Raw genomic sequence first — 23,226 nt, 5'->3', positions numbered from 1 at the left:
TCTCTGCATAAAAAAGTGGAGCAGTTCATGAGTCTCACGGGTGTAATGCGGACAAGCGTGTCGGGCATGTCGGCGCAGGCTACCCGCCTGTCCACGGTGGCTGACAATGTGGCGAACGTGAACACCACTGGCTATAAAAAGTCGTCGTGCGAATTCTCCACGCTGCTTCTGCAGAATTGCCCGGGCGCTTACGAATCCGGCGGCGTCGATACGGATATCCGTTCGGCAGTCAGCGGGCAGGGGAGCCTGCTTTCAACATCCAGCGTCACCGATCTTGCGGTATCGGGCGATGGTTTCTTCGTTGTTCAGGATGCGAGCGGGACGCCTTACCTCACGCGGGCTGGCGCCTTTCAGGCGGATGGCGATGGAAACCTGGAGAACGCAGCGGGTTTCACGCTGCTGGGCTATCGTCTTGATCCGGATCAGCCTGATGTCACGGTGAACGGCTACACCGGACTGACACCTGTCAATCTGGAAGACCTGGCCCTGACGGCTTCCGCATCGACAAGCGGCACTTTTACGGCCAATCTTCCATCAACCGCAGATGTCACGCCATCCGCCGAATTGCCGTCGGCCAATTCCGCATCATCGACTTACAACGCCAAGAAATCACTGGTCACCTATGACAGCCTCGGCGGCGAGGTGACGCTTGATCTTTACTTCTCCAAGACGGCCGACAACAGGTGGGAAATGAGTGCCTTCAACAAGGCAGATTCCGCAGCATCAGGCGGGTTTCCCTATAGTTCGGCGGCGCTGACAACAATCTCACTGGCGTTCAATCCAGCGGATGGAAAACTTGCCTCCTCCAGCGCGCAAGAACTGACGGCATCGATTCCCGGCGGGCAGGCTCTCACGCTCGACCTGTCAAAAATGACACAGCTTGCGACAGATTACACAGTGCTGGGCGCGGAGGTGAACGGCAATGCGCCCAGCGGGTCCAGCGTCGTGGACATCGCCCGCGACGGAACCGTTTATGCGACCTATGACAACAGCACGCGCGTGCCAGTCTACCGCATTCCGCTTGCGCATGTGACAAGCCCAGACCGGCTGACGCCGGTGGCTGGCAACGCCTATCAGCCCTCCGCGGATTCAGGCGATGTGCAGATTGGGTTCGCCCAAACCGGAACGCTCGGCTCAATCGTTTCCAATGCGCTTGAGCAGTCGACCGTCGATCTCGCCACCGAACTCACCGCGATGATCGACGCGCAGCGCAGTTATTCCGCCAATTCCAAAGTGTTTCAGACCGGTTCTGAACTCATGGACGTGCTGGTAAATCTGAAGCGCTGATTGCTCATGGTTTCACTCTCTTCCGCACTGTCCTCCGCCGTTTCCGGCCTCACCACTTCGGCGGCGCAGACCGCTGTCGTGGCGCGCAACATATCGGGCGCGGGCAATGCGGATTATTCCCGGAAGTCGGCGTCGATTGCCAGTCTGCCGGACGGTGGCGCAACGGCATCTTCCTATGAGCGCAGCGCCGACAAGCGGCTGCTGGATGTTCTCCTCTCCGCCACCAGCAGCTCCTCGGCAAAACAGGCACTGCTGGACGGATTGACGTCACTGAGTGAAACCGTCGGCGACCCCCAGTCAGACAGTTCGATCCCGGCGCTGACATCGAAGCTGAAGCAGAGCCTGATGGCCTATGAGGCAGACCCTTCAAACACCACACTGGCCTCCGCAGTTGTGCAGCAGGCACAAACAGTGGTCGACGGATTGCATTCCGCCTCTGCAGTTGTAAGCAAGGTGCGGCAGGATGCGGATGACGGGATTGGTGCTGCCGTCACACGCATCAATTCATTGTTGCAGCAGTTCAAGACCGCGAACGACGCCGTCGTGCAAGGAACTGGCAACGACCTGACAGATGCGCTGGACCAGCGTGACAGCATCCTGAAGCAATTGTCGGATGAGATCGGCATCCGCACCATCACCCGGTCCAACAACGACATCGCCATCTATACGGACAGCGGCGTAACGCTGTTTGAAACCACGCCCCGCAGCGTGGCATTCGAGGCTACCCAACCGTTGCTACCGGGTGTCACCGGAAAGGCTGTCACGGTCGATGGCGTGGCGATTACCGGCTCTGCCAGCACGATGCGAGGAAGCGGCGGCAGGATTCAGGGCCTGGCGGATTTGCGTGACCGGATCGCCGCCGCCTATCAGGCGCAGCTCGATGAAACGGCGCGCGGATTGATCCAGGGGTTTGCCGAGACCGGTTCAAGCCTCCCTGCGATGGCAGGCTTGTTTACGAACGGCACCGGTGCATCCATACCCTCCACGGGAACACTGGCGGATGGCCTGGCCCAGACAATCACTATTAATGCACAGGCGTCCACAAACCTCTCTCTCATCCGCGACGGAGGATTCAACGGCGCATCCTATGTTGCAAACAGCACCGGTGCCGCAGGTTATCAGGCGCGGATTGCCAGCCTCATTTCTTCCTTCGATGAGACCATGGCGTTCGATCCTTCAGCCGGGCTTGGCACGTCCGCAACATTGAGTTCTTTCGGCACCGCCTCTTCCGCCTGGCTGGAAGCGCAGCGGCAAGCGGCGGATACGGCGTCCTCCACGCAAACGGCCCTGCAATCGCGCGCGCAAGCCGCCTTGCAACGGGTGACCGGCGTCAATCTCGATGACGAAATGGCGGCAATGCTCAATCTCGAAAAATCATATCAGGCCTCTGCCAAGATCGTTTCGGCCGTGGACAGATTGCTGCAATCCCTGATGGACGCGGTGAACTGAGATGCGGCTCGACGGAATTCCGACGCTCACCATGTCCACCCTGCTCCGCAGTTCGATTTCGTCTTCACAGCGCTCCCTGGCAAATGCGCAGATCGAGGCATCCACCAGCCGTTATGCCGATATCGGCCTGGCGCTCGGCGCCAACACAGGGCGAGACGTTGCGTTGCGGAACGAGATGGCGGAGCTTGGGCAGATCAAGGACGCCAACGGGCTTCTCTCCTCCCGCGCTACCGTCACGCAGGATGCGTTGAGCCAGATGCAGACGATTGCCAACAACTTCATTGAAACGCTGACGGGCGCCCAAAGCGCAACAAACGGGCAGGCGCTGGCACAGCAGGCAGCTGAAGGCGCACTGGCGCAAATCACCAGCCTCCTCAACACCACGCAAAACGGCCAATATATTTTTGGCGGCCTGAACAGCGGCACGGCGCCGCTGGCGGATTATGACGGCAGTTCCGCGCAGGCCGCCGTGAACACGGCCTTCCAGGCCTCCTTCGGCGTGACGCCGGACGACGCAGGCGTCTCGGCGATTTCCAGTACCGATATGTCGGCTTTTCTGGATGGCAGTTTTGCGGAACTGTTTGGCCAATCCTCATGGGAAACATCGTGGACTGCCGCAAGCAGCGATCTCGCGCAGGCGCGGATCAACAGCACACAGCATGCGAGCGTCGATTCATCCGCCACGGCGCTGCCGTTCCGCCAGCTGGTGAGCGCGCTGACCATGGTGGCGGGCCTCGGCGCGCCGAACCTGAGTGCTGGTGCATTTGACGCCATTGCCCAGAAAGCTCTCTCTGTTTCAGCGGAAGCCGCCGGCAGCCTTGGCGCGGAACAGTCGCGCGTGGGCCTCGCGCAAAATGCCGTGTCGAACGCGACGGACGCGATCACTTCACGCATCAATTCGCTGACCAAGGCGGTGCAGAAGATGGAGGGCGTCGATCCCTATGATGCCGCGACGCGCGTGAACACGCTGATGACCCAGCTTGAGGCGTCCTATTCGCTCACCGCGCGCATTTCCAACCTGAGCCTTCTTAATGAACTCTGATTGTCAACCTTCGAAAGGCCTGCCCCTCGCAATGTATCACGCGCTCTATGCCGACATCGCATCCGAAACCACGGCGAACATCCGCGACAATGAACGCGCCGCTTTCGAAAAATCGATTTCCCTGCTGCGGATGGCCGAGGAAAAGGGCCGCGGATCGCGTGAATCGGTTGAAGCCCTGCTGTTCCTGAACCGCCTGTGGGGCGTGCTTCTGGAAGATCTGGCTCACCCCGAAAATGGCTTGCCGGAAACGCTGCGCGCGACACTGATCTCGATCGGCATCTGGATGCTGAAGCGCGCAGATGACATCCGGCAAGGCCGTGAACAGGCCTTCGCGCCGCTTATTGACGTTTCGGAATCGATCTGCCGGGGATTGCGGAGGGCATGACATGCTGATTCATCTGAAGCGCGGGGAGCGCGTTTATATCAATGGCGCGGTCCTGCGCGTCGACCGGCGGGCCTCGCTGGAGGTTCTGAACGATGTAGATTTCCTCCTGGAAAATCATGTCATCCAGGCGGATGAGGCGACCACGCCATTCCGCCAGCTTTATTTTGTCGTGCAGACGATGCTGATCGACCCGGACACGGCCGGCGTGACGCAAGAACTATACAAACACCTTTCGCACCGCATGGAGCAAAACCTGTCGTCGCAAGCCCTGCGTGACGCGCTGACGCTGACCGGCGAGAAAGTTCTGAAAGGGCGCTTTTTCGATGCCTTGAAGGCCTTGCGCGCGGCTTTTCCGGACGAAGACGCATTGCTTGGCCGCACCGCCTTCCGCTCCGGGGAGGCCGCGTGATGCAGATTACATCCGCCACCTCTTCCACGGCCACGCAAGCCGCTTCGAGCGACACGGGCGACGCCACGCTCAACTATAATGCGTTCCTGCGCCTGCTGGTGGCTGAGATGAAAAATCAGGACCCCACGCAGCCAAACGATCCCACGGAACAACTTTCGCAGCTCGCGTCGTTCTCGAATGTCGAACAGGGGATCAAGATGAACGCCAAGCTCGACTCGCTCCTGTCCATGTCGTCCATCGGGCAATCGGCAAATCTGATTGGCCGAACCGTGTCGACATCAGATGGCACGATGAGCGGCACCGTGAAGAGCATAGAGATAAACAGTGCCAGTTCATCGGCGATTCTTGAGGATGGGCGGAGCATTGATCTCGCGTCCGGCATCACGGTCAGCTAGCGATGAATGAAGCCGACGCCATGGAACTGGTGCAGGGTGCGATCTGGACAGTGATCGTTGGCTCTGGCCCGGCCATTGGCGCGGCGATGGCGGTGGGGATTATTATCGCGCTGTTTCAGGCGCTGACGCAAATTCAGGAAGCGACCCTGACGTTCGTTCCAAAAATCCTTGTGGTCTTCGGCGCGATGATCCTGCTGGCACCCTTCATTGCTTCGCAGCTCTTTTCTTACACCGAAACGGTGTACGCGCGCATCGCGACCGGCTTCTAGGGCTACCGCATGAGCGCAGCGCCTCTGTCTATCACATCAGCCCTGCCGCGCGGCAACCGCGATGTGGGCTTCGCGCTGGGCATCGCCTGCATTCTCGTCGTGTTGTTCCTACCAATGCCGACGATTCTGATCGACCTCGGGCTTGCCTTCTCAATCTCGATGTCGGTGCTGATTCTCATGGTGGCGCTGTGGATTCAGCGGCCCCTGGATTTCTCGGCCTTTCCCACCGTGCTGTTGATCGCCACACTGCTGCGGTTATCGCTTAACGTGGCGACGACACGGCTGATCTTGTCGCATGGTAATGAAGGCGTAAACGCTGCGGGCCATGTGGTCGGCGGCTTTTCCAGCTTCGTGATGAGCGGCGATTTCGTGATCGGCGTCATCGTGTTCGCCATTCTGGTGACGGTGAATTTCCTGGTGATCACCAAGGGCGCAACGCGCATCGCGGAAGTGGGCGCACGCTTCACGCTCGACGCAATTCCCGGCAAGCAGATGGCCATTGATGCCGATCTCTCCGCGGGCCTGATCGATGACCAGGAAGCGCGGCGGCGCAGGCTCGAACTTGAGCAGGAGAGCGCCTTTTTCGGTTCCATGGATGGCGCATCAAAATTCGTGCGCGGTGACGCCGTCGCGGGCCTCATCATCACCGGCATCAACAGCTTCGGCGGCGTGGTGATCGGCGTCACGCGCCACGGCATGGCGTTCGGTGAAGCAGCCGACGTCTATACCAAGCTCTCGGTAGGCGACGGACTGGTGACGCAGATTCCGGCCCTTGTCGTTTCGCTGGCGGCCGGGCTTCTGGTGTCAAAGGGCGGCAATCGCGGTTCGGCCCAGGAAGCCGTTTTGAACCAGCTGGCGGGATATCCGCGCGCGCTTTCGGTGGCCGCCGTTCTTCTGGGCCTTATGGCACTGATGCCAGGGCTGCCGTTTTTTCCGTTCTTCGCGCTGGCTGGCGCGATGGGCGCAGGCGCATTTGTCATTCCGCGCCGTCGTGCCGCATTGCAGGAAGCGGCGGATCTGCAAAGGCAGGAGCTACAGAAAAGCAAGGCCGAGGAAGACCGCAATTCCGTAAAGGAGCTTTTGCGCACGGCGGAGATCGAGCTTTGTCTGGGACGGCAATTGTCGCAGGCCATGCTAGTGGCGCATGGCGAGCTGGCGCATCGGGTGGCCAAGATGCGGCGCAAATTCGCGCAGCAATATGGCTTCGTCATTCCGGAGGTCAAGCTCTCCGACGATCTCATCCTGCCGCCGCGCGGCTACAGCATCAAAATTCATAGCACCGTAGCGTCGACAGGCGAATTGCGGATCGGCGAGGTGATGGTGATCCCCGGCAACAGGCCAAGGCCCGCCGTGCCGGGCGACGATGTGAAGGAACCCGCCTTTGGCATGGATGCAATCTGGGTGCCGGATATCTTTGCGGGCGAACTGCGCTCGGGAGGCTACCAGCCCATCGATCCCACGTCGGTGATGCTGACGCATCTTTCGGAAGTGATCCGCAACAATCTGGCGCAGCTCCTGTCGTATCGCGATCTCCGCGCGCTGACAGACCGCCTTGAACCTGAATACCGGCGTCTGCTGGATGAGACTGTTCCCTCCCTTCTCTCTTTCTCCAGCCTGCAGGCCATTCTCAAGCTTCTGCTGGCGGAGCGCGTGTCGATCCGCAACCTGCATCTGATCCTGGAGGCGATTGCCGAAATCGCGCCGCATGTGCGCAAGCCCGAGGCGATTGCCGAGCATGTGCGCATGCGCGTGGCGCAGCAGATCTGTGGCGATATCGGCCATGACGGCGTGATGCGCGTGGTGCGGCTGGGCAACCGCTGGGACATGACGTTCCTTCAAAGCCTGAAGCGTGACGCGAAAGGCGATGTCATCGAGTTCGACATTGATCCGCGCCTGATCGAGCAATTCGCCGCGGAAGCGGGCAAGGTGGTAAAAACGCATATGGATGAGGGCGAAGCCTTCGCGCTCGTCACCGCGCCCGAAGCACGGCCTTACGTGCGGATGATCGTTGACCGGCTGTTCCCCAATCTTCCGGTCCTGTCGCACATCGAAATTTCACGCGGCATCCGTATTGACGCCATCGGTTCGATCTCGTGACGGCAGAGCTGGCGCAGGCCGTGTTCGTGGGTTTTACCGTGTTCTGCCGCATCGGCGCCTGCCTGATGTTCGTGCCGGGCTATGCGAGCGCAAGGGTTCCCATGCAGATCAGGCTGCTGATGGCCTTTGCGATATCACTTGCTTTGTCACCGCTGCTGTCCGGGGTCGTGGCCGCCGCTGTTTCCGGGGTTGCAGAAACCTTAAGGCCCTTTTTGCTCATCAATGAAACCTTGGCCGGCGCCACCATCGGCCTGATGGCGCGCTTTTACATGCTGGGCCTGCAATTCGCGGCCACGGCATCGGCCAATGCGATGGGCCTCACGGGCATTCCCGGCGTTTCCCCGGATGATGGCGAGACGCTGCCGCCGCTCGCGACATTATTATCGCTTAGTGCCGTCATGGCGATGTTCGCGGGCGGGCTTCACATCGAGATGCTGAACGCGCTTGCCGACAGCTATGCGGTCATTCCCATCGCACTGCCGGTTGATGCGGAATGGTATCTTGAGCGGCTTACGGATGTTGCGGCCAACAGCACGGTGCTGGCCCTGCGGCTGGCGGGGCCCTTCATCGTCTATGCCATCGTGATGAATGTGGCGATGGGGTTTGCCAACAAGTTCACGCCGCAGGTGTCACTCTATTTTGCCTCGCTAGGCCTTGTCACGGCGGCGGGCCTTTTCATCTTCTATTTCCTGGCGCCGCGATGGCTGTCGATTTTTCTCGACGGATATCGCGGCTGGCTGGCGGGTGCCGCATGAAAGATCGATTGCAACGCTTAGGGAGGCTGGCGCGGCAGCTTGCGCAATTGCGCGAAGCCTCCGAAGGCAAGCTCATCCTTTTGAAGGCGAAGCAGGCTGGCCTCGTTCAGAAGCGGGCAGAGGTTGCCGCGGCCATGGAAAGGCTTGCGGCATTCGATGGAGCGATTCTGGCATCTGTCATGCGGCAGACCGCGCGCATCGATTTGGAAATCGGTGGCCTTGGATCTGACATTGCCGCGCAGCGAAAACATATTCTGGATATTCAGGTCAGGATCAAGGGCGTATCCCGACTGGCTGGCAAGGAGCGTAATCTCCAGCAGCGGCTGTTGCAGCGGCGAGAGCTTTCAGAGCTCGCATCCGGCGCAAGCTTGCGGCAAGCGCTTGAGGTTTAATCTCCTGGCATGTCCGTTATCCTTCCTTCCGATCTTGTTGCCGATGTCATGAAAGCCGCTTCCCCGGCACGGGAACAGGCTGCGGCGCGGAAGTTGGCGGTGCATCAGGCCCCTTCCGGGTTTGCTGCCAGACTGGATTTGCTCCTGTCCCAGCAGCCACGCGCCGGCGACCTGCCGGGCGATCTGGTGATGGATGTGATGGCGAATGCCCAGCCGCAGAAACTTGCCGCGGCCGAGGAAAAACTTGCCGCATCGACGCCCCGCCACGACATGGCCGACCCCTATCAGAAATTCGAATCTTTCATGCTGCGCAATGCGATCGAAGACATGCTGCCCGCGGCTGAAAGCGGCGCTTATGGCGAAGGCTTTGCAGGCGGCATGTGGCGCTCCATGGCGGCCGATCAACTGGCTGATCTTCTCGCGGCGCGGGGCGGCCTTGGCATCGCGCAAACGCTGCGCGCCCGTGAAACCCAGGATGCCGCCAAACCGGCCGGGCAATGGCCCTATTTCCAGACGCAGGCGATCCATGACTTTGCCACAGGCTGATCAGGCGTCCATCTCGTCTTGCGCCGCGCTTCTCACGCGGTTGAAGGACACCATTGTGAAGGAGACAGAAGGCTTGTCTGGCGGGGCGGTGCAGGCCAACATCGCAGAGACCAAGACGCATCTTCTGCGCGACCTCATGACGATGGAGCGCAATCCGCCGCCGCCCGAGGCACGGAAGATTCTTGCACCCTTGCTGGGAGAGGTCCGCGCGGCACTGGCGCGCAATCAGTCCGTGCTCAAGGCGCATATGGAAGCGGTGGCCAGCGTCTCGTCGATCATTGTCGATTCCATCCGAAAAGCCGAGTCAGACGGCACCTATTCGCGAAGCCCGCGGTGCTAAAACTCGTTCTCATTGGCGTGTGGGTTGCCATGGTCACGGCGGCTTCGGCGTATTTTGGCGCCGGTCTGTTCGGCGGAAAAAGCGGCGATCCGCAGCAGCACGCCGATCTGGGTGTGGAACAGCTTTCATCAGACATGACAAGCGTGCCGATGGTGCGGGGCGGCGAGATCATCGGCTATGTCATCATCCAGGTGACATTCGCCGCCGACAAGGCGGTGCTGGCGGAGCTCAAGCTTGATCCCAAGCCCTATCTCACCGACGCGGAGTTCCGCGCCGTTTATGGCAACACGGAAGCGGATTTCACCCGGCTGCGCCCCGCCGACATTGATGTACTGACAACCGCAATCGCTTCGGAAGCCAATGCAAGGATTGGCGGCAAGCTGGTGCGGCAGGTGCTGATCCAGCAGTTGAACTATGTGCGGAAGGAAGACATCCGTACCCACTGGATCAACAAGGACGGTTGATCTGTCTTCCGAGCGTGCGAAGCTGATCGCCGATCTGGCGCAGCCCAGCGAAACGAAGGCGAACGAGGATGAAGCGGCTCTCCTCCGCCTGATCTCTTCACCAGAGCTTCTGTTTGCGCATCTCAATCTCGGGACGAAGATCCATCCGTTGCCGGGGGACTGCCACGATGAAAGGGCCATGATCGCCATGGCGCTCAGCCCGGCGGCTCAGCCGTCTGCCCCCGCGCCTTGCCAGGAAAAGCCGAACCCAATTGGCCGCCGCCAGAAAGCCGCAGCAATTGCGTCTTACAAGCCTGTGCCGCCGCGGCATGGCATTGCCGAAGCCTATGTTCCCAGCGAGGAAGACAGGCGGAATGCGCTTTCAGGCCAGCTTCCGGCGAACTGGATTGTCCGCCTGCTGAGGTTTTTCGGGTTCTAGAAATTTGGCATGGCGCTTGCTCTCCTGTTCATGCAGGAGACATGCGCATGAAAACAAACTGGAGCGTTCAAGACCTGCCGCGCGCGCAGCTTGAGGAATTTGCCATCCGCGCGGCGATGGAGGCGCGGGCACTCCGCGCCTCGGAACGGCCCAACCGGTTTTTCCATGTGCTGATGACGGGATTTATCATCGGGGCCGCTCTGGCCGGGGCCGGTTTCCTGACGGGCGCGGCAATCCGCTGATTATTTGCCGGCGTTCAGAACGTGGCCGACGAAGGGCAATTCGCGGAACTGGTGCGCCATGTCCATGCCATAGCCCACGACGAATTTGTCCGGGCAGGTGAAACCTTCAAAATCGGCCTTGAGATTGGCGGCGAGGTGGCCGGGCTTGTTCAGCAGCACGGCGGTCTGCACCTTGCGGGCACCGCGCGCCGAAATCAGGTCCTTGGCGAAGGCGAGGGTGCGTCCCGATTCGAGAATGTCATCGACCAGCAGCACGTCGCGGCCTTTTACATCGGCCTCGATATCCCGCAGCACATCCACCTGGCCTGAGGATTTGGTGGCGGAGCGATAGCTGGCCAGCATCATGAAATCGACTTCCGGCGAAAGACCGGCAAGGTGCATGGCGCGGATCAGGTCGGCGGCGAAAATGAAGCTGCCTTTGAGAACCGGCACGACGAGCAGCCGGTGCGGCTGGGTGGCGGCGATCTCGCGGGCGATGGCCTGCATACGCGCGGCAATGTCGGCTTCGGAAAACAGGACACCGATGCGGTGGCCGTCGATGGAAATCTCACTCATGATCCGTATTTGAGCCGATTTCGTCGGCGCGGGCAAAGCGAATTTCAATGGCCTTGGCGCCATCGGGCGGCGAGGCCACGCGGGTGACAAAATTGGTCGATTCACCGGGCCTGAGCGGCCGCGCGCCTGAATCCACCGTCCAGCGGTAAACCTCGACGCTGCCGTCATTGCGGAGGCCGAAGCGGAGCGAGGGAATCTTGCGCTCGCTGCCAGAGATATTGACGATATCGCCCTTCACCGCCAGCACGCGCTGGCCGTCGACCTGCAGATTCTGGATTTCCACGCGGCGAAGTTCGAGTCCGTAGATGTTCACGTCCTGCCCCAGCGCATGATAGGCGCGAATGGATGCAGGCGCGAGGCGGACGACCGTTTCCGGAAATGCAGCGGCGGCGATGACCGGCGAGGAGACGGCGGCTGCGAAGATCGCCCAGGCGGCCAGCCTGTTCCGCCGGGCGCGGCGCCTGGCGGCAAACTCGTCCTGCGCCTCGCGTGCGGCTTCCACGAGGCGGCGCACTTCGCTGTCGGGTTCAAAGCCATGTTCGATGACGGCGGGCGTGTGATGGGCGGCCGAGGGCTGCACGTCGATGACGCGGGCTTCCATCCAGGCATGGCCGCAATGGGCGCAGTTGATCACCGTGCCATCGGCGGAAAAACGCTGGGCCGGGAGATCATAGCGTGTTTCGCAGTTGGGGCAGGAGACGATCATCGGGGCGCCGCATTCTCGGGTGAGACAGGCTGGAATTTATCGGCACATAGGGTTAATTCGCCGTTAATGATGCCCATGCTGAATGGGTTCAGGCGAAGGGAGAATGCCTCGGGTGGTGCGGCTGGAAAATGTGGGATTGCGTTACGGGCACGGGCCCGAAATCCTGCGCGACGTGAGCTTTCATCTCGAAGCCGGCGGCTTCAGTTTTCTCACCGGGCCATCGGGGGCCGGCAAGACGTCCCTGCTCCGCATGCTGTTTCTGGCGCTGAAACCCACACGCGGGCTGATCCGGCTGTTCGGCGAGGACGTGACGATGATCGATCGCGCGGCGCTTCCGTTCACGCGGCGGCGGATTGGCGTGGTGTTTCAGGAATTCCGCCTGCTCGATCACCTGACGACTTACGACAATGTGGCGCTGCCATTGCGCGTGGCGGGCCAGCGCGAGTCGAGCTACCGCGCCGATGTCATGGATCTTCTGAGCTGGGTGGGCCTTGCCGATCAGGCGCAGGCCTATCCGCCGGTCCTGTCGGGTGGTGAAAAGCAGCGCGCGGCAATCGCCCGCGCGGTGATCGGCAAGCCCGAACTGCTTCTGGCCGATGAACCCACGGGCAATGTCGATCCCGCCCTGGCGCGGCGTCTGCTGCATCTCTTCGTGGAACTGAACCGCCTTGGCACCACGGTGCTGATCGCCACACATGACCTGAAACTGGTGCAGCAGGCCAAGGCGCCGATCCTGCATCTCGAGCGCGGCGAGTTGCGCGCCGCATGAGTCAATCTTCCCACAGGCCGGGGCCGATCATTCCGTCGGGCGCGGGCTCGCTCCGCTCGCTCACCGTCACCATGGCGGTGATGTGTTATCTCGCCTGCCTCGCCATCGGCGCGCTTCTGCTCATCAACCGTGCCGTCGATGCTTGGACCAACGGATTGCAGCGCGAGGTGACGGTACAGATCCGGCAATTGCAGAATGTCGACATCGAGGCGGAACTGGCGAAGGCCGATGCCTTGCTGCGGGATACGCCGGGCATTCTCAGCACGACTGTTCTCGACCGCGATACCGCCGCGAAACTGCTGGAGCCGTGGCTGGGCACGCAGAATCTTGATGACCTGCCCATTCCCCGCCTCATCCGCGTGGTTGTGGATGAAGACAACCCGCCCGATTTTGCGGCGCTCGAGGCGCTGCTGAAAGAAAAAGTCCAGGGCGTGGCACTCGATACGCACCGGCGCTGGCAGGCGGAGTTGACGCGCATGGCGCGGGCGCTCTCGGTGCTTTCTTACGCCGTGCTGCTGCTGATCTGCGTGTCGGCCATCGCCATCGTGATCTTTGCCACCCGCACGGTTCTGGAGGCGAACCGCCCGGTGGTGGATGTGTTGCATCTGGTAGGGGCGACGGATGCCTATGTGTCGCATCAGATCGACCGACGATTCCTGCGCACCGGACTATGGGCGGGGCTCATCGGCGTGGCGCTGGGGCTGGTGACGTTTCTGGCGCTGAGCTTCACCGGCACCGAAGGAGCGGGCGGCGTGGCGGATGCCAGCCGCAGCCTGCTTTTCGCGCCGCCGCGCATCGCCTTGTGGAGCTATGGCCTTCTGTTTGCCGTGCCGGTGGCCGCCACCATCATCTGCCTCATCACGTCGCGGCTCACATTGATCCGTATGCTGAGGAATGTGTTGTGATCGCGCTCCGGTCATTCGTCTTCAATCTGATCTTCTACATCAACCTGGCGCTGTTCCTGGTGCTGGGATCGGAATTCTTCTTAACACCGCGCAAATGGTCGGTGCGCGCGTTGCAGGCCTGGGGCAAAAGCGCATTGTGGTGGATGAGGGTGATCGTTGGGACCCATATCGAGGTGCGAGGTGTTGAGCATATTCCGCAAGGGGCGGCGTTGGTGGCGGGCAAGCACCAGTCGTTCTGGGAAACCTTCGCGATCCTGCCCTGTCTCGACGATCCTGCGATGGTGCTGAAGAAGGAGCTGACCTATGTGCCCTTCTTCGGGTGGTTCATCTACAAGTTCCGCATGATCGTGGTGGAGCGGAGCGCCGGGTCTGCGGCTCTCAAGGATATGGTGAAGCGCGCCAAAGAGGAATTGGCGGCGCGGCGGCAGGTGGTGATCTTCCCGGAAGGCACACGCCGCGCGCCCGATGATCCGCCGGACTACAAGCCGGGTGCTGCGGCGCTTTATGCGGCCCTCAATGTGCCCTGCGTACCCTTCGCGCTGAATTCCGGGGTGTTCTGGCCGCGGCGCAAGTTCCTGCGCCTACCCGGCACCATCATTGTGGAGTTCCTGCCGCCGATCCCGGCTGGCCTGGCCCGCAAGGAATTCCAGACCCGGCTTCAGGGGGCCATCGAACCGGCGACGGCAAGACTGGTATCGGAGGCCCGCGCCGCGTTCGGGCACAAATAGAGAACGAATTTCTCGACTCGTTTACCGTTCCGTCCTATCCTCCGCCTTCAATCCGGTGAGGCCTGATGGACCAGACTGCGCCCGTGCTCGATCCCATCGCCCATGAGATCTGGGACATGAAGTATCGCTTCAAGTCGCCGGACGGGACGCCTGTGGATGAAACGCCGGACGCCTCATGGTGGCGGGTGGCGCGGGCGGTGGCGCAAGCCGAAAACATCGACGCGCGCGAACACTGGGCGCAAGCCTTCCATGGCATCCTTTCCGGCTATCGCTATCTGCCCGCCGGACGCATTCTGGCCGGAGCCGGCACCGGCCGGCAGGTGACGCTGTTCAACTGTTTCGTGATGGGCACCATCCCTGATTCGCTGGACGGGATTTTCGAGGGCCTCAAGGAAGCGGCGCTCACCATGCAGCAGGGTGGTGGCATCGGGCATGATTTCTCGACGCTGCGGCCCAAGGGCGCCCCGGTGAAAGGCGTGGGGGCTGATGCCTCCGGGCCTCTCTCCTTCATGGATGTGTGGGATTCGATGTGCCGCACCATCATGTCGGCGGGAGCGCGGCGCGGCGCCATGATGGGCACGCTCGCCTGCGACCATCCCGATATCGAAGCCTTCGTGGCGGCCAAGCGCGATCCGGGCCGCCTGCGCAATTTCAATCTTTCGGTGCTGGTGACGGATGCCTTCATGGCCGCCGTCAAGGCTGACAGGGACTGGCCGCTGGTGTTTGGCGGTACGGTGTTCCGCACGCTTAAGGCGCGGGCGCTGTGGGACCAGATCATGCGGGCGACCTATGATTATGCCGAGCCCGGCGTGATCTTTATCGACCGCATCAATGCTGAAAACAATCTCGCCTATTGCGAGGCGATCCACGCCACCAACCCGTGCGGCGAACAGCCCCTGCCGCCTTATGGCGCGTGCCTTCTGGGTTCGGTGAATCTCGCCCGCTTCGTGCGCGATCCGTTTGGCGAAGCGGCGGGCCTTGATGAGGCGGAGCTTGCCCGCGTCACCGCCATTGCCATCCGCTTCATGGACAATGTGGTGGATGTCTCCAACTATCCGCTACCCGCCCAGCGCGCCGAGGCGCAAGCCAAGCGGCGCATCGGCCTCGGCATCACCGGCCTTGCCGATGCGCTGGCCATGTGCGGACTTATCTATGGATCACGTGAGGCGGCGGTTGCGGCGGAACGCTGGATGGGCCTCATCGCGGAAGCTGCCTATCGCGCCAGCGTGGAGCTTGCGAAAGAGCGCGGAGCATTCCCCCTCTTCGATGCGAAACGCTTTGGCTCAACCGGCCATGCGTCGAAGCTTTCGGCCGGGCTTCGCAAGGAGATCGCGCAGCATGGCATCCGCAACGGGCTTCTCACCTCCATCGCGCCCACCGGCACGATTTCGTTGTTCGCAGGGAACGTCTCAAGCGGCATCGAGCCGATTTTCTCGATCGGCTATGACCGCAAGATTCTTCTTCCCGATGGTTCGCGCCGCACCGAGCGGGTGACGGATTATGCCGCCGCCCTGTGGTGGGAGATGAAGGGCAAGGACACGCCGCTGCCGCCCGCTTTCGTCACCGCCGAGACGCTATCGCCGGAAGCGCATCTCCTGATGCAGGCGGCGGTGCAGCGCCATGTCGACAGTTCGATCTCCAAGACCATCAATGTGCCGGTGTCTCTGCCCTTTGAGGCATTCAAGGCCGTTTACGAGCAGGCCTATGATCTGGGCCTGAAAGGCTGCACCACCTTCCGGCCCAATGACGTAACGGGATCGGTGCTTTCCACCGACGCGCCGCCGCCGAAGTCAGGCGAGATTGTCTATATGAAACAGCCGCTGGCGCGGAACGACGTGCTGCCGGGCTTCACCTACAAGCTCAAATGGCCGGAGACCGATCACGCCATCTACATCACGGTGAACGACATCGTGGAGGGCGGGCGGCGGCGGCCCTTCGAGATTTTCATCAACTCCAAGAACATGGAGCACTATGCCTGGACTGTGGCGCTGACGCGCATGATCTCGGCCGTGTTCCGGCGCGGCGGTGATGTGTCCTTTGTCGTTGAAGAACTGAAGGCGGTATTCGATCCGCGCGGCGGGCAGTGGATGGCAGGACGCTATGTGCCGAGCCTGCTGGCCGCCATCGGCGGGGTGATCGAACAGCACATGCTGGAGATCGGGTTCCTCAAGCGGGAAGAGGCTTCCGCCGCCACGCCTCTCAAACTGGCGGTGGGCGAGGCCAAGCGCTCGGCCTGTCCGCGCTGCGGCGAGCAGGCGCTGGTCTATCAGGAAGGCTGCGCCACCTGCCTGGCCTGCGGATTTTCCAAATGCAGTTAAGGGAGGCTTGACATCAAGGAGCAAATCGTTCATGTTTTGTTCCATGCTGATCCAAGGTTTCCCCATCCCTGCAAAACTCCCCGGCGAACACGGCGAAGGCCAGCGGTTCTGGTATTGGCGCGGCGCCTCGGGGCGAAACTATATTCACTCCATCTATGCGGCGGACACCTGCCCGCCGCTTCCCGGTGCGGTTTATATCGCCGTTCAATGTGATGGTTCTGGCAAGCGCGCCGTCGCCGCCGGGCGGTTCCCAAGCTGCTGGGATGGCTCGATGAGCGGGCTGGCGGCCAGCGTTCTCTCAGGCCTCCGGGCACAGGAGATTCATGTGCATCTTCTGGCACGCGGCGACGCCGATGCTGAAAAGGTGCTGGCCGATCTCCTGGCCCCGGAGCGCGCACCCAAGCCCGTTTATGCAGGTCCGGAAGCAGCGTCGCCCGCCTTTGCGTGAAGCCCCAAAGCTTTCCCTAATGCTTCAAGCCGTGCGTCACGGATGTGCATGGCCGCCAGATGGTCGAGCGTGGCTTTCACATAGTCGATGCAGGCGCCAGAGATGCCTACACCCTGATGCACGAGGCGGAGGAGTTCCTCCGTTTCCATCGGCCCGCCATATTGGCGGTGGCGGCGGTCCACCAGATAGGTGATGGCGGAAACCCTCCGGCCATCGCGCCGCAGTTCCACCTGTTTCAAAGCCTCGATATAGACTGACGTCACCTGCTCGCGGGCGCGCAGATAGGCCAGCGTCTCTTCACGCAATTCAAGCCGCACGCGAAACGCAATGCCCTGGCAGGCCCCGCCCGCATCCAGCCCCAGCACCAATCCCGGCTTCTCAGGCGTGCCGCGATGAACATGCGAAATCACGCACAGCCGCCGGTGATAACCGCGGATCACCGCTGGTTCGGCGGCGTCAAACGCAAAGCCCGGCCGCCACATGAGCGAACCATAGCCAAACACCCAGAATTCCGGCATCTCATCCATCATCCTGTCCTAACCGATGACGCGAGCCCAAGGAATGAGCGAAAACCGCAAGGCCCCATGGCGCATGTTTCTGCCCTTCCTTCTGGTGGTGGCATTGCTTGGCGCGTGGTCTGCCTATTGGTTCTTTGCCGTCGCCGCCGCCAAATCCTTCGCCCAGACGCAGCGCGCATCCCTTGCCGCGCAGGGCTTCACGCTCGCCTGCGCAAAGGAAACATGGGGCGGCTATCCCTTCCGCTTTGAATTCACCTGCCAGACGCCGCTCATTTCGTTCCCCAAGGGCGCGTCCGTGGCGCTGTCGTCCTTCGAGGTGATCGCGCAGGCCTATGACCCGATGCATGCCGTGGTGCTGGCCGATGGCCCCACCACTGTCACAGAAGCAAATGGAACCGCGCATTTCATCCGCCATGGGCAGGCGCTGGCCAGCATCGTGGCGGCCCTCAAGCAGCAGCCCCGTATCACCGCGGAAATTCCCAACGCCTCCACCGATGACGGGCTGGCCATCGCGATGCTGCGTATTGCATCGCGACCGGCTGACGGCGGCAACATCGACGTTGCCGTGACGGGCGAAAAGCTCTTGTTCACGCAAGCCGGAAAACCAACACTGACGGCTGATGAAAGTCAGTTGCTGGGTGTCTTTGATCCGCATACTGATCGCCTCGCAATCTCCGACGTCCACGCCACGGCGGGAGGTCTCAAGGTGTCGGGAACCGGAAATGTTGGTGTTGACGCCGCGCGCATGCCCAACGGCACGCTCAATCTCCAGACCAATGATCCGCAAGGGCTTCTCGCGCTGGCAGAACCATACGAGGCATTAACGCCCGAACAGAAGCAGGGCGTCTTGGCCTTCCTTGTGGTGATGGGCAACAAAATCCAAGTGACGGCGAAGGAAGGCAAGCTCTACATCGGCCCGGTGAGCGTCACCGATCTCAGGCCGCTGTTTTAAGTCTTGCGCGCGCCACGCCCGAAGTCGGGCGAAGCGGTGTCCTGTCCCGCCGCGATAATGCCGCGGCGGATTTCGCGCGAGCGGCTGAAGAGCGAAAACAACGCGTCACCATCGCCCCAGCGGATGGCGCGCTGCAAAGCCGAGAGATCCTCAGAAAAGCGCCCCAGCATTTCCAGCACGGCGTCCTTGTTGTTCAGGAAAACGTCGCGCCACATGGTGGGGTCGGAAGCCGCGATGCGCGTGAAGTCACGGAAGCCGCCGGCGGAATATTTGATGACCTCGGAATTGGTGACCTCTTCCAGATCAGCCGCCGTCGAGACGATGTTGTAGGCGATCAGATGCGGCAAATGGCTGGTGATGGCGAGGACCAGATCGTGATGTTCCGGCGTCATTACATCGACATGGGAGCCGCAGGCCTGCCAGAAGGCTTCGAGCTTTGCGACGGCTTGAGGATCGCTGCCAGGTGGTGGCGTGAGAATACACCAGCGGTTGGCGAAGAGTTCGGCAAAGCCTGAGTCGGGGCCGGATTGTTCGGTGCCCGCAATGGGATGGCCTGGAATGAAATGCACGCCGTCCGGCATGAAGGGGCAGACATCGCGCACCACAGCGCCCTTCACCGAGCCGACATCGGTGACGATGGCGCCGGGATTCAGGGCCGGGCCAATCTCCTTCGCAATCGCCCCATAGCTGCCGACGGGCGAGCAGAGGATGACCAGATCGGCATTCCTCACCGCGTCCGCCGCCGTGCCGTGGATCGAGTCAACAAGGCCAATTTCCACCGCACGGTCGCAGGTAGCGGCACTGCGCGCATATCCCGCGATATGCTTTGTCAGCCCCTCGCGCTGCATGACGCGCGACAGAGAAGAACCGATCAGCCCCAGACCGATCAGCGCGACACGCTCGAAATACAAGGTCATGCGAGGAATTCCGTGAGCGTGGCGATCACCGCGCGGTTCGCCTCTTCGCTGCCGACCGTCAGGCGCAATGTGGCGGGAAGGCCATAGCCATCCATGCGGCGCAGCACGATGCCGTGATCCATCAGCCAGGCATCGGCTGCTGCGGCATTGCGGGCCGGCGCATCGGGAAACCGCACCAGAAGAAAATTGCCGGTGCTGGGCGTCACCTTCAGGCCGAGCTTTTCCAGTTCGCGCGTCAGCCACGGCAGCCACTGGTCATTGTGAGCAATGGCGCGCTCCACAAAAGCCTGATCGGCAATCGCCGCGGTGCCCGCCGCGATCGCCGCCGCGCTGAGGTTGAATGGCCCGCGGATGCGATTCAAAACGTCTGCCACATGGGCGGGGCAATAGGCCCAGCCAAGGCGCAACGCGGCCAGCCCGTAGATTTTCGAGAAGGTGCGCGTCATCACCACGTTCTCGCTGGTCGAGACGAGTTCGATGCCCGAACTCATAATCATTGCGGCGCACATATTCGGCATAGGCCGCGTCGAGAATCAGCAGCACGGATTTCGGCAGCCCGGCATGCAGGCGCTTCACTTCGCTGAAGGGCAGATAGGTGCCCGTCGGGTTGTTGGGGTTGGCGAGGAACACCATGCGGGTGCGCGGCGTCACGCGCGCCAACATGGCGCCGACATCCGCCGTTTCGTTCTTCTCCGGCGCAACCACAGCTGTGGCGCCGTTGGAACTGATGGCGATTGGATAGACCAGAAATCCATATTGGCTGTAGATCGCCTCGTCGCCGGGGCCCAGATAGGCATGGGCCAGAAGCTGCAGCAGCTCATCCGAGCCCGCGCCGCAGACGATGTTTTCCGCCGCCAGGCCATAGCGCGCTGCGATGGCCTGCCTGAGCAGCGTGGCAGAGCCATCGGGATAAAGCTCAAGCTTGTCCGCCTGGGCGCGATAGGCGGCAATGGCGGCGGGGCTCGCACCCAAAGGCAATTCATTGGACGAGAGCTTGTAGACTTTGCCGCCCTTGGCGCTGCTCTTGCCCGGCACATAGGCGTGAATGTCGAGAATGCCGGCTTTGGGCTGGGGGCGGGCGGTGTCGGTCTTGGTCATGACAGGACTTTCAGAGGAGCCGGGCAGCGCCCGGCGATGATGAGGCCTTGAAGATCGGCGGATTGCAGAAATCCAGGGAGTGCCGCAGCGTGCCAGCCCCCGGATTTCAACTGCCAGATGGCGCGGGGCACGGGAGACTTCGACAGCACCACAGTAATGTCGTCACCCGTGGCAAGAGTTTCGGTATGACCGAACACCAGAAGTTCGGGCGCGCCGCTAGCCTGAACAGGCAGCATGGCGATGATGCGGGCGGCGCCCGCCGCGCTTGATGCAACAGACTTTGCCCACTCTCCATGGACTGAAACGGCTGCGACATCCCCTGGCCTCAGGCAGAGCGCCGCCAGCGGATCAGCCGTTTCGCTGACAGGGGTGGGCCCGAAGTGATCACGGAGCAGCAGGCGCTGCGCAAGCGTCAAATCGCGTGGAACATGCAGCGTGAGATTGGCCTGGGCAAGGGTGGAGGACGCAAGGATGAGACGCCAAAGACGCACCAGAAGATCGGAGCTGACATTCGGGTCTCGGCGCGCCAGCAGGCGTTTCAGGATGGCCGCTTCGCGCATCGGGCGGATCGGCGAGGCTGACAGCGTATTGGCCCCCGTCTTCACCTGCTTCACCTTCAGGCTGGCGCGGGCACGGGCGGCAAGCAGATCGAGCATCGCATCGTCAATCGCGTCAATCTCGCGCCGGATGTCTTCCAGCGCCATGGCATCGGGCCCTGCGGTCTGCATTGTCGTCGGCTTGTCCTGCGCGGGCCCCCTCTGGGCCTTCTTGCGGCAGCCTTCATAGGAAAAGCTTGAGCGAAATGCAAAGGTTCAGGGGTTGTGGCGATCGCGGCGGGCGGGCAGGGCGGCGAGCTGCGGTTTCAGCCGGGGACTGACGCGCCGGGCCCGCTTGCCGCCTGAAATGGCATAGACCTGCTTTACCGCCTCCACGATGATAACGCCCGAGACGGCAGGCATCAGGCGGGAACCCACGCCTTCGAAGGCCGCGGCGGAGGAAATAAACATGCCGTTGTCGGACGGCGGCAGAAACAGGGCCTGCGTCCATGACACGGCGGAGAATTGCGCCTCGCGCAGGAAACCCGCCAATTGCGGGCGCGAAAAAGGCTGGCCGTAGCCGAAGGGCGAAGTGTCGAAACGCGCCCACAGCCCGCGCCGGTTCGGCACCACCAGCAGAAGCCGCCCTTGCGGCGCCAGCACGCGCCAGATTTCCTTCAGCATCTCGCCGGGCGCTTCGGTGAGTTCAAGCCCATGCACCACCAGCGCCAGATCAACCGTGCTCTCGAGCAGCGGCAAATCGCATTCATCGACAAGGGCGGATTGCACCGGGCCATCGGCAGGCCACTGGATCACACCCTGCCTCGCCATCATCATGGCCATCCGCTGGCGGGCATCTCCGGCGCAGTCTTCGAGATAGGGCACGGCGTAGCCCAGCCCCATCACCGTTGCGCCGCCAAGCGCACCGAGCCTCGGCTTCAGGCGGGCGGAAATCAGCCGGCGGCTGGTGTGGCCGAGGCGGCTGGCATAGAACTCGCGGAGGTCGACAATATCCATTAGATGGGAAGATACCGGCAAGTTTCCCGCCGGTCATCTGCCATCTGTGTGCGAGGTTTCCATCCCGTGACGGCGCTTCAGTTCCATCAGTTCATTTGCCGGTCCGACAATTACGCGGTGCTTGTGCATGATCCGGCGAGCGGCGCGACTGTCTCGATCGATGCGCCCGATGCCGATGCCATCATCAATGCGCTTGACGCTAAGGGCTGGACGCTCACCGATATTTTCACCACCCACCACCATGGCGACCATGTGGAGGGGAATCTGGCACTGAAGCAGCGGTTTCAATGCGCGATCACAGGCCCCAAGGCTGAGGCCGGAAAAATTCCGGGCATCGACAGGCGCTTGGGAGGGGGCGATGCTTTTACATGGGTCGGTCACGATGTGAGGATTTTTGATTGCCCCGGCCACACGCTGGGGCACATCGCCTATCACATGCCTGATGACACGGTTCTGTTTGCGGCGGATACGCTGTTTTCACTGGGCTGCGGGCGAGTGTTCGAAGGCACGATGGCCGAGATGCATCATTCGGTGAACCAGTTCCGCGATCTGCCGCCGGAGACGCTTCTTCATTGCGGGCATGAATATACGCAATCCAACGCTCGCTTTGCGCTGTCTGTAGAGCCGGGTAATGCCGCGCTTCAGGCGCGTGCAAAAGAGGTGGATCGCCTGCGGGTGGACGGAAAAATGACCTGCCCGACGCGCATTGGCGACGAGCTTGAGACAAACCCGTTTCTGCGCTGCGCCAGCGCGGAGATCCGCCGCATTCTCAACCTCGCCCAGGCCAGCGATGAAGAGGTGTTCGCGGCGCTCAGGCGCGCCAAGGACAGCTTCCGGTGACGGCGGCTGCCGATATCATCCGTATGCTGAAGATGATGCCGCATCCCGAAGGCGGGCATTATGCCGAGACATGGCGGGCCGATGCGCCGCCGGGCGATCGTTCACCGGGGACGGCCATTTATTATCTTTTGCAATCGGGAGAGGTGAGCCATTGGCACCGGGTTGATGCGGGCGAGATCTGGCATTTCTACGATGGCGCGCCACTTGAACTGTCCTTGTCCAGCGATGGATTGACCTCCTCTGCCCATATTCTGGGCAGACATCTCGACGCTGGTGAACGGCCGCAAGTTCTCGTGTGCCCGCGGGTGTGGCAATCGGCGCGGAGCCTTGGGGCTTGGACATTGGCGGGCTGCACGGTATCACCGGGCTTCACCTTCGACGGATTTGACATGGCGCCGCCGGGATGGCGGCCCGGAGACATGGAGTGAC

29 protein-coding genes and 1 pseudogene are annotated in these 23,226 nt (G+C 61.8%); 23 read left to right on the top strand and 7 right to left on the bottom strand.

Translation table 11 applies throughout. The features are described 5' to 3' along the window. The first annotated feature begins 27 nt into the window (after positions 1–27). Genes QM694_RS13260 through QM694_RS13190 form a run of 15 tightly spaced genes read left to right on the top strand, consistent with a single transcriptional unit; the run spans position 28 to position 10,490 of the window. Positions 28–1,287 carry a flagellar hook protein FlgE gene (locus QM694_RS13260; protein ID WP_415007407.1) on the top strand — a complete coding sequence of 420 codons (1,260 nt, stop codon included), beginning with the start codon at positions 28–30 and terminating at the stop codon, positions 1,285–1,287. 6 nt (positions 1,288–1,293) lie between these two features. Continuing rightward, the gene (gene flgK / locus QM694_RS13255; RefSeq protein ID WP_415007406.1) at positions 1,294–2,736 is read left to right on the top strand and encodes a flagellar hook-associated protein FlgK; all 1,443 of its coding nucleotides are present in this window, start codon (positions 1,294–1,296) and stop codon (positions 2,734–2,736) included. Between the two features lies 1 nt (position 2,737). Beyond that, complete coding sequence (locus QM694_RS13250) at positions 2,738–3,778, top strand: flagellar hook-associated family protein (protein WP_415007405.1); 1,041 nt, start codon at positions 2,738–2,740, stop codon at positions 3,776–3,778. 31 nt (positions 3,779–3,809) lie between these two features. Next, positions 3,810–4,163 carry a flagellar biosynthesis regulator FlaF gene (flaF, locus tag QM694_RS13245; protein ID WP_415007404.1) on the top strand — a complete coding sequence of 118 codons (354 nt, stop codon included), beginning with the start codon at positions 3,810–3,812 and terminating at the stop codon, positions 4,161–4,163. Position 4,164: 1 nt separating this feature from the next. After that, the gene (gene flbT, locus QM694_RS13240) at positions 4,165–4,572 is read left to right on the top strand and encodes a flagellar biosynthesis repressor FlbT (protein WP_415007403.1); all 408 of its coding nucleotides are present in this window, start codon (positions 4,165–4,167) and stop codon (positions 4,570–4,572) included. Next, a complete protein-coding gene (gene flgD / locus QM694_RS13235; RefSeq protein ID WP_415007402.1) occupies positions 4,572–4,967 on the top strand; it encodes a flagellar hook assembly protein FlgD in 396 nt (131 codons plus the stop codon). Before flbT ends, flgD begins: the two co-directional genes overlap by 1 nt. A gap of 2 nt (positions 4,968–4,969) precedes the next feature. Then, on the top strand, positions 4,970–5,236 hold the full coding sequence (gene fliQ, locus QM694_RS13230; protein ID WP_415007401.1) for a flagellar biosynthesis protein FliQ: 267 nt from the start codon (positions 4,970–4,972) through the stop codon (positions 5,234–5,236). 9 nt (positions 5,237–5,245) lie between these two features. Then, positions 5,246–7,333 carry a flagellar biosynthesis protein FlhA gene (gene flhA, locus QM694_RS13225; RefSeq protein ID WP_415007400.1) on the top strand — a complete coding sequence of 696 codons (2,088 nt, stop codon included), beginning with the start codon at positions 5,246–5,248 and terminating at the stop codon, positions 7,331–7,333. After that, positions 7,330–8,088, top strand: a complete 759-nt coding sequence (locus QM694_RS13220; RefSeq protein ID WP_415007399.1) for a flagellar biosynthetic protein FliR — start codon at positions 7,330–7,332, stop codon at positions 8,086–8,088. Before flhA ends, QM694_RS13220 begins: the two co-directional genes overlap by 4 nt. Continuing rightward, a complete protein-coding gene (locus QM694_RS13215; RefSeq protein WP_415007398.1) occupies positions 8,085–8,480 on the top strand; it encodes a hypothetical protein in 396 nt (131 codons plus the stop codon). Before QM694_RS13220 ends, QM694_RS13215 begins: the two co-directional genes overlap by 4 nt. 9 nt (positions 8,481–8,489) lie before the next feature. Next, a complete protein-coding gene (locus tag QM694_RS13210) occupies positions 8,490–9,026 on the top strand; it encodes a rod-binding protein (protein WP_415007397.1) in 537 nt (178 codons plus the stop codon). Continuing rightward, entirely contained in the window at positions 9,007–9,366 is a 360-nt protein-coding gene (locus tag QM694_RS13205; RefSeq protein ID WP_415007396.1) for a hypothetical protein, read from the top strand. Before QM694_RS13210 ends, QM694_RS13205 begins: the two co-directional genes overlap by 20 nt. Beyond that, on the top strand, positions 9,360–9,830 hold the full coding sequence (locus QM694_RS13200; RefSeq protein ID WP_415007395.1) for a hypothetical protein: 471 nt from the start codon (positions 9,360–9,362) through the stop codon (positions 9,828–9,830). The genes QM694_RS13205 and QM694_RS13200 overlap by 7 nt, the downstream gene beginning before the upstream one ends. Further along, positions 9,781–10,248, top strand: a complete 468-nt coding sequence (locus QM694_RS13195) for a hypothetical protein (RefSeq protein ID WP_415007394.1) — start codon at positions 9,781–9,783, stop codon at positions 10,246–10,248. The genes QM694_RS13200 and QM694_RS13195 overlap by 50 nt, the downstream gene beginning before the upstream one ends. 47 nt (positions 10,249–10,295) lie before the next feature. Next, complete coding sequence (locus QM694_RS13190) at positions 10,296–10,490, top strand: hypothetical protein (protein ID WP_415007393.1); 195 nt, start codon at positions 10,296–10,298, stop codon at positions 10,488–10,490. On the opposite strand, the gene hpt is transcribed toward QM694_RS13190, so the two are convergent. After that, on the bottom strand, positions 10,491–11,045 hold the full coding sequence (gene hpt, locus QM694_RS13185) for a hypoxanthine phosphoribosyltransferase (RefSeq protein WP_415007392.1): 555 nt from the start codon (positions 11,043–11,045) through the stop codon (positions 10,491–10,493). After that, positions 11,038–11,751: a zinc-ribbon domain-containing protein gene (locus QM694_RS13180; protein ID WP_415007391.1), complete on the bottom strand. Its 714-nt coding sequence runs from the start codon at positions 11,749–11,751 to the stop codon at positions 11,038–11,040. Before QM694_RS13180 ends, hpt begins: the two co-directional genes overlap by 8 nt. A gap of 112 nt (positions 11,752–11,863) precedes the next feature. On the opposite strand from QM694_RS13180, the gene ftsE reads away from it, so the two are divergent. The 5 genes from ftsE (at position 11,864) to QM694_RS13155 (ending at position 16,919) form a co-directional block, all read left to right on the top strand. Beyond that, a complete protein-coding gene (ftsE, locus tag QM694_RS13175; RefSeq protein ID WP_415008627.1) occupies positions 11,864–12,520 on the top strand; it encodes a cell division ATP-binding protein FtsE in 657 nt (218 codons plus the stop codon). Continuing rightward, positions 12,517–13,425 (top strand): cell division protein FtsX, encoded by a 909-nt coding sequence (locus QM694_RS13170; RefSeq protein ID WP_415007390.1) that lies wholly within the window; start codon positions 12,517–12,519, stop codon positions 13,423–13,425. Before ftsE ends, QM694_RS13170 begins: the two co-directional genes overlap by 4 nt. Next, on the top strand, positions 13,422–14,153 hold the full coding sequence (locus tag QM694_RS13165; protein ID WP_415007389.1) for a lysophospholipid acyltransferase family protein: 732 nt from the start codon (positions 13,422–13,424) through the stop codon (positions 14,151–14,153). The genes QM694_RS13170 and QM694_RS13165 overlap by 4 nt, the downstream gene beginning before the upstream one ends. 65 nt (positions 14,154–14,218) lie before the next feature. Further along, positions 14,219–16,471 (top strand): adenosylcobalamin-dependent ribonucleoside-diphosphate reductase, encoded by a 2,253-nt coding sequence (locus tag QM694_RS13160; RefSeq protein WP_415007388.1) that lies wholly within the window; start codon positions 14,219–14,221, stop codon positions 16,469–16,471. 43 nt (positions 16,472–16,514) lie between these two features. After that, positions 16,515–16,919, top strand: coding sequence for a hypothetical protein (locus tag QM694_RS13155; protein WP_415007387.1), 405 nt, complete (start codon positions 16,515–16,517; stop codon positions 16,917–16,919). On the opposite strand, the gene QM694_RS13150 is transcribed toward QM694_RS13155, so the two are convergent. Continuing rightward, positions 16,880–17,446: a gamma-glutamylcyclotransferase gene (locus tag QM694_RS13150; protein WP_415007386.1), complete on the bottom strand. Its 567-nt coding sequence runs from the start codon at positions 17,444–17,446 to the stop codon at positions 16,880–16,882. The genes QM694_RS13155 and QM694_RS13150 overlap by 40 nt on opposite strands. A gap of 34 nt (positions 17,447–17,480) precedes the next feature. Between QM694_RS13150 and QM694_RS13145 the strand changes: the two genes are divergently transcribed. After that, entirely contained in the window at positions 17,481–18,389 is a 909-nt protein-coding gene (locus QM694_RS13145; protein ID WP_415007385.1) for a DUF2125 domain-containing protein, read from the top strand. Here QM694_RS13145 and QM694_RS13140 read toward each other — a convergent pair. The 4 genes and pseudogenes from QM694_RS13140 to QM694_RS13125 all read right to left on the bottom strand — a co-directional run bounded on the left by QM694_RS13140 (position 18,386) and on the right by QM694_RS13125 (position 21,957). Further along, positions 18,386–19,306 carry a prephenate/arogenate dehydrogenase family protein gene (locus tag QM694_RS13140; RefSeq protein WP_415007384.1) on the bottom strand — a complete coding sequence of 307 codons (921 nt, stop codon included), beginning with the start codon at positions 19,304–19,306 and terminating at the stop codon, positions 18,386–18,388. The genes QM694_RS13145 and QM694_RS13140 overlap by 4 nt on opposite strands. Continuing rightward, positions 19,303–20,404 (bottom strand): annotated as a pseudogene (gene hisC / locus QM694_RS13135) (histidinol-phosphate transaminase). Before hisC ends, QM694_RS13140 begins: the two are co-directional and overlap by 4 nt. After that, positions 20,401–21,132, bottom strand: coding sequence for a chorismate mutase (locus tag QM694_RS13130; RefSeq protein ID WP_415007383.1), 732 nt, complete (start codon positions 21,130–21,132; stop codon positions 20,401–20,403). Before QM694_RS13130 ends, hisC begins: the two are co-directional and overlap by 4 nt. An 84-nt stretch (positions 21,133–21,216) precedes the next feature. After that, positions 21,217–21,957 (bottom strand): class I SAM-dependent methyltransferase, encoded by a 741-nt coding sequence (locus QM694_RS13125; protein WP_415007382.1) that lies wholly within the window; start codon positions 21,955–21,957, stop codon positions 21,217–21,219. 66 nt (positions 21,958–22,023) lie between these two features. Between QM694_RS13125 and gloB the strand changes: the two genes are divergently transcribed. Further along, on the top strand, positions 22,024–22,797 hold the full coding sequence (gene gloB, locus QM694_RS13120) for a hydroxyacylglutathione hydrolase (protein ID WP_415007381.1): 774 nt from the start codon (positions 22,024–22,026) through the stop codon (positions 22,795–22,797). A 23-nt stretch (positions 22,798–22,820) separates the two neighbouring features. Beyond that, positions 22,821–23,225, top strand: coding sequence for a cupin domain-containing protein (locus tag QM694_RS13115; RefSeq protein ID WP_415008626.1), 405 nt, complete (start codon positions 22,821–22,823; stop codon positions 23,223–23,225). Position 23,226 lies beyond the last annotated feature (1 nt).

It is taken from the genome of Aestuariivirga sp., assembly GCF_047602625.1.
Taxonomy (GTDB): domain Bacteria; phylum Pseudomonadota; class Alphaproteobacteria; order Rhizobiales; family Aestuariivirgaceae; genus Aestuariivirga.
This window is presented reverse-complemented; position numbering and strand designations above follow the sequence as displayed.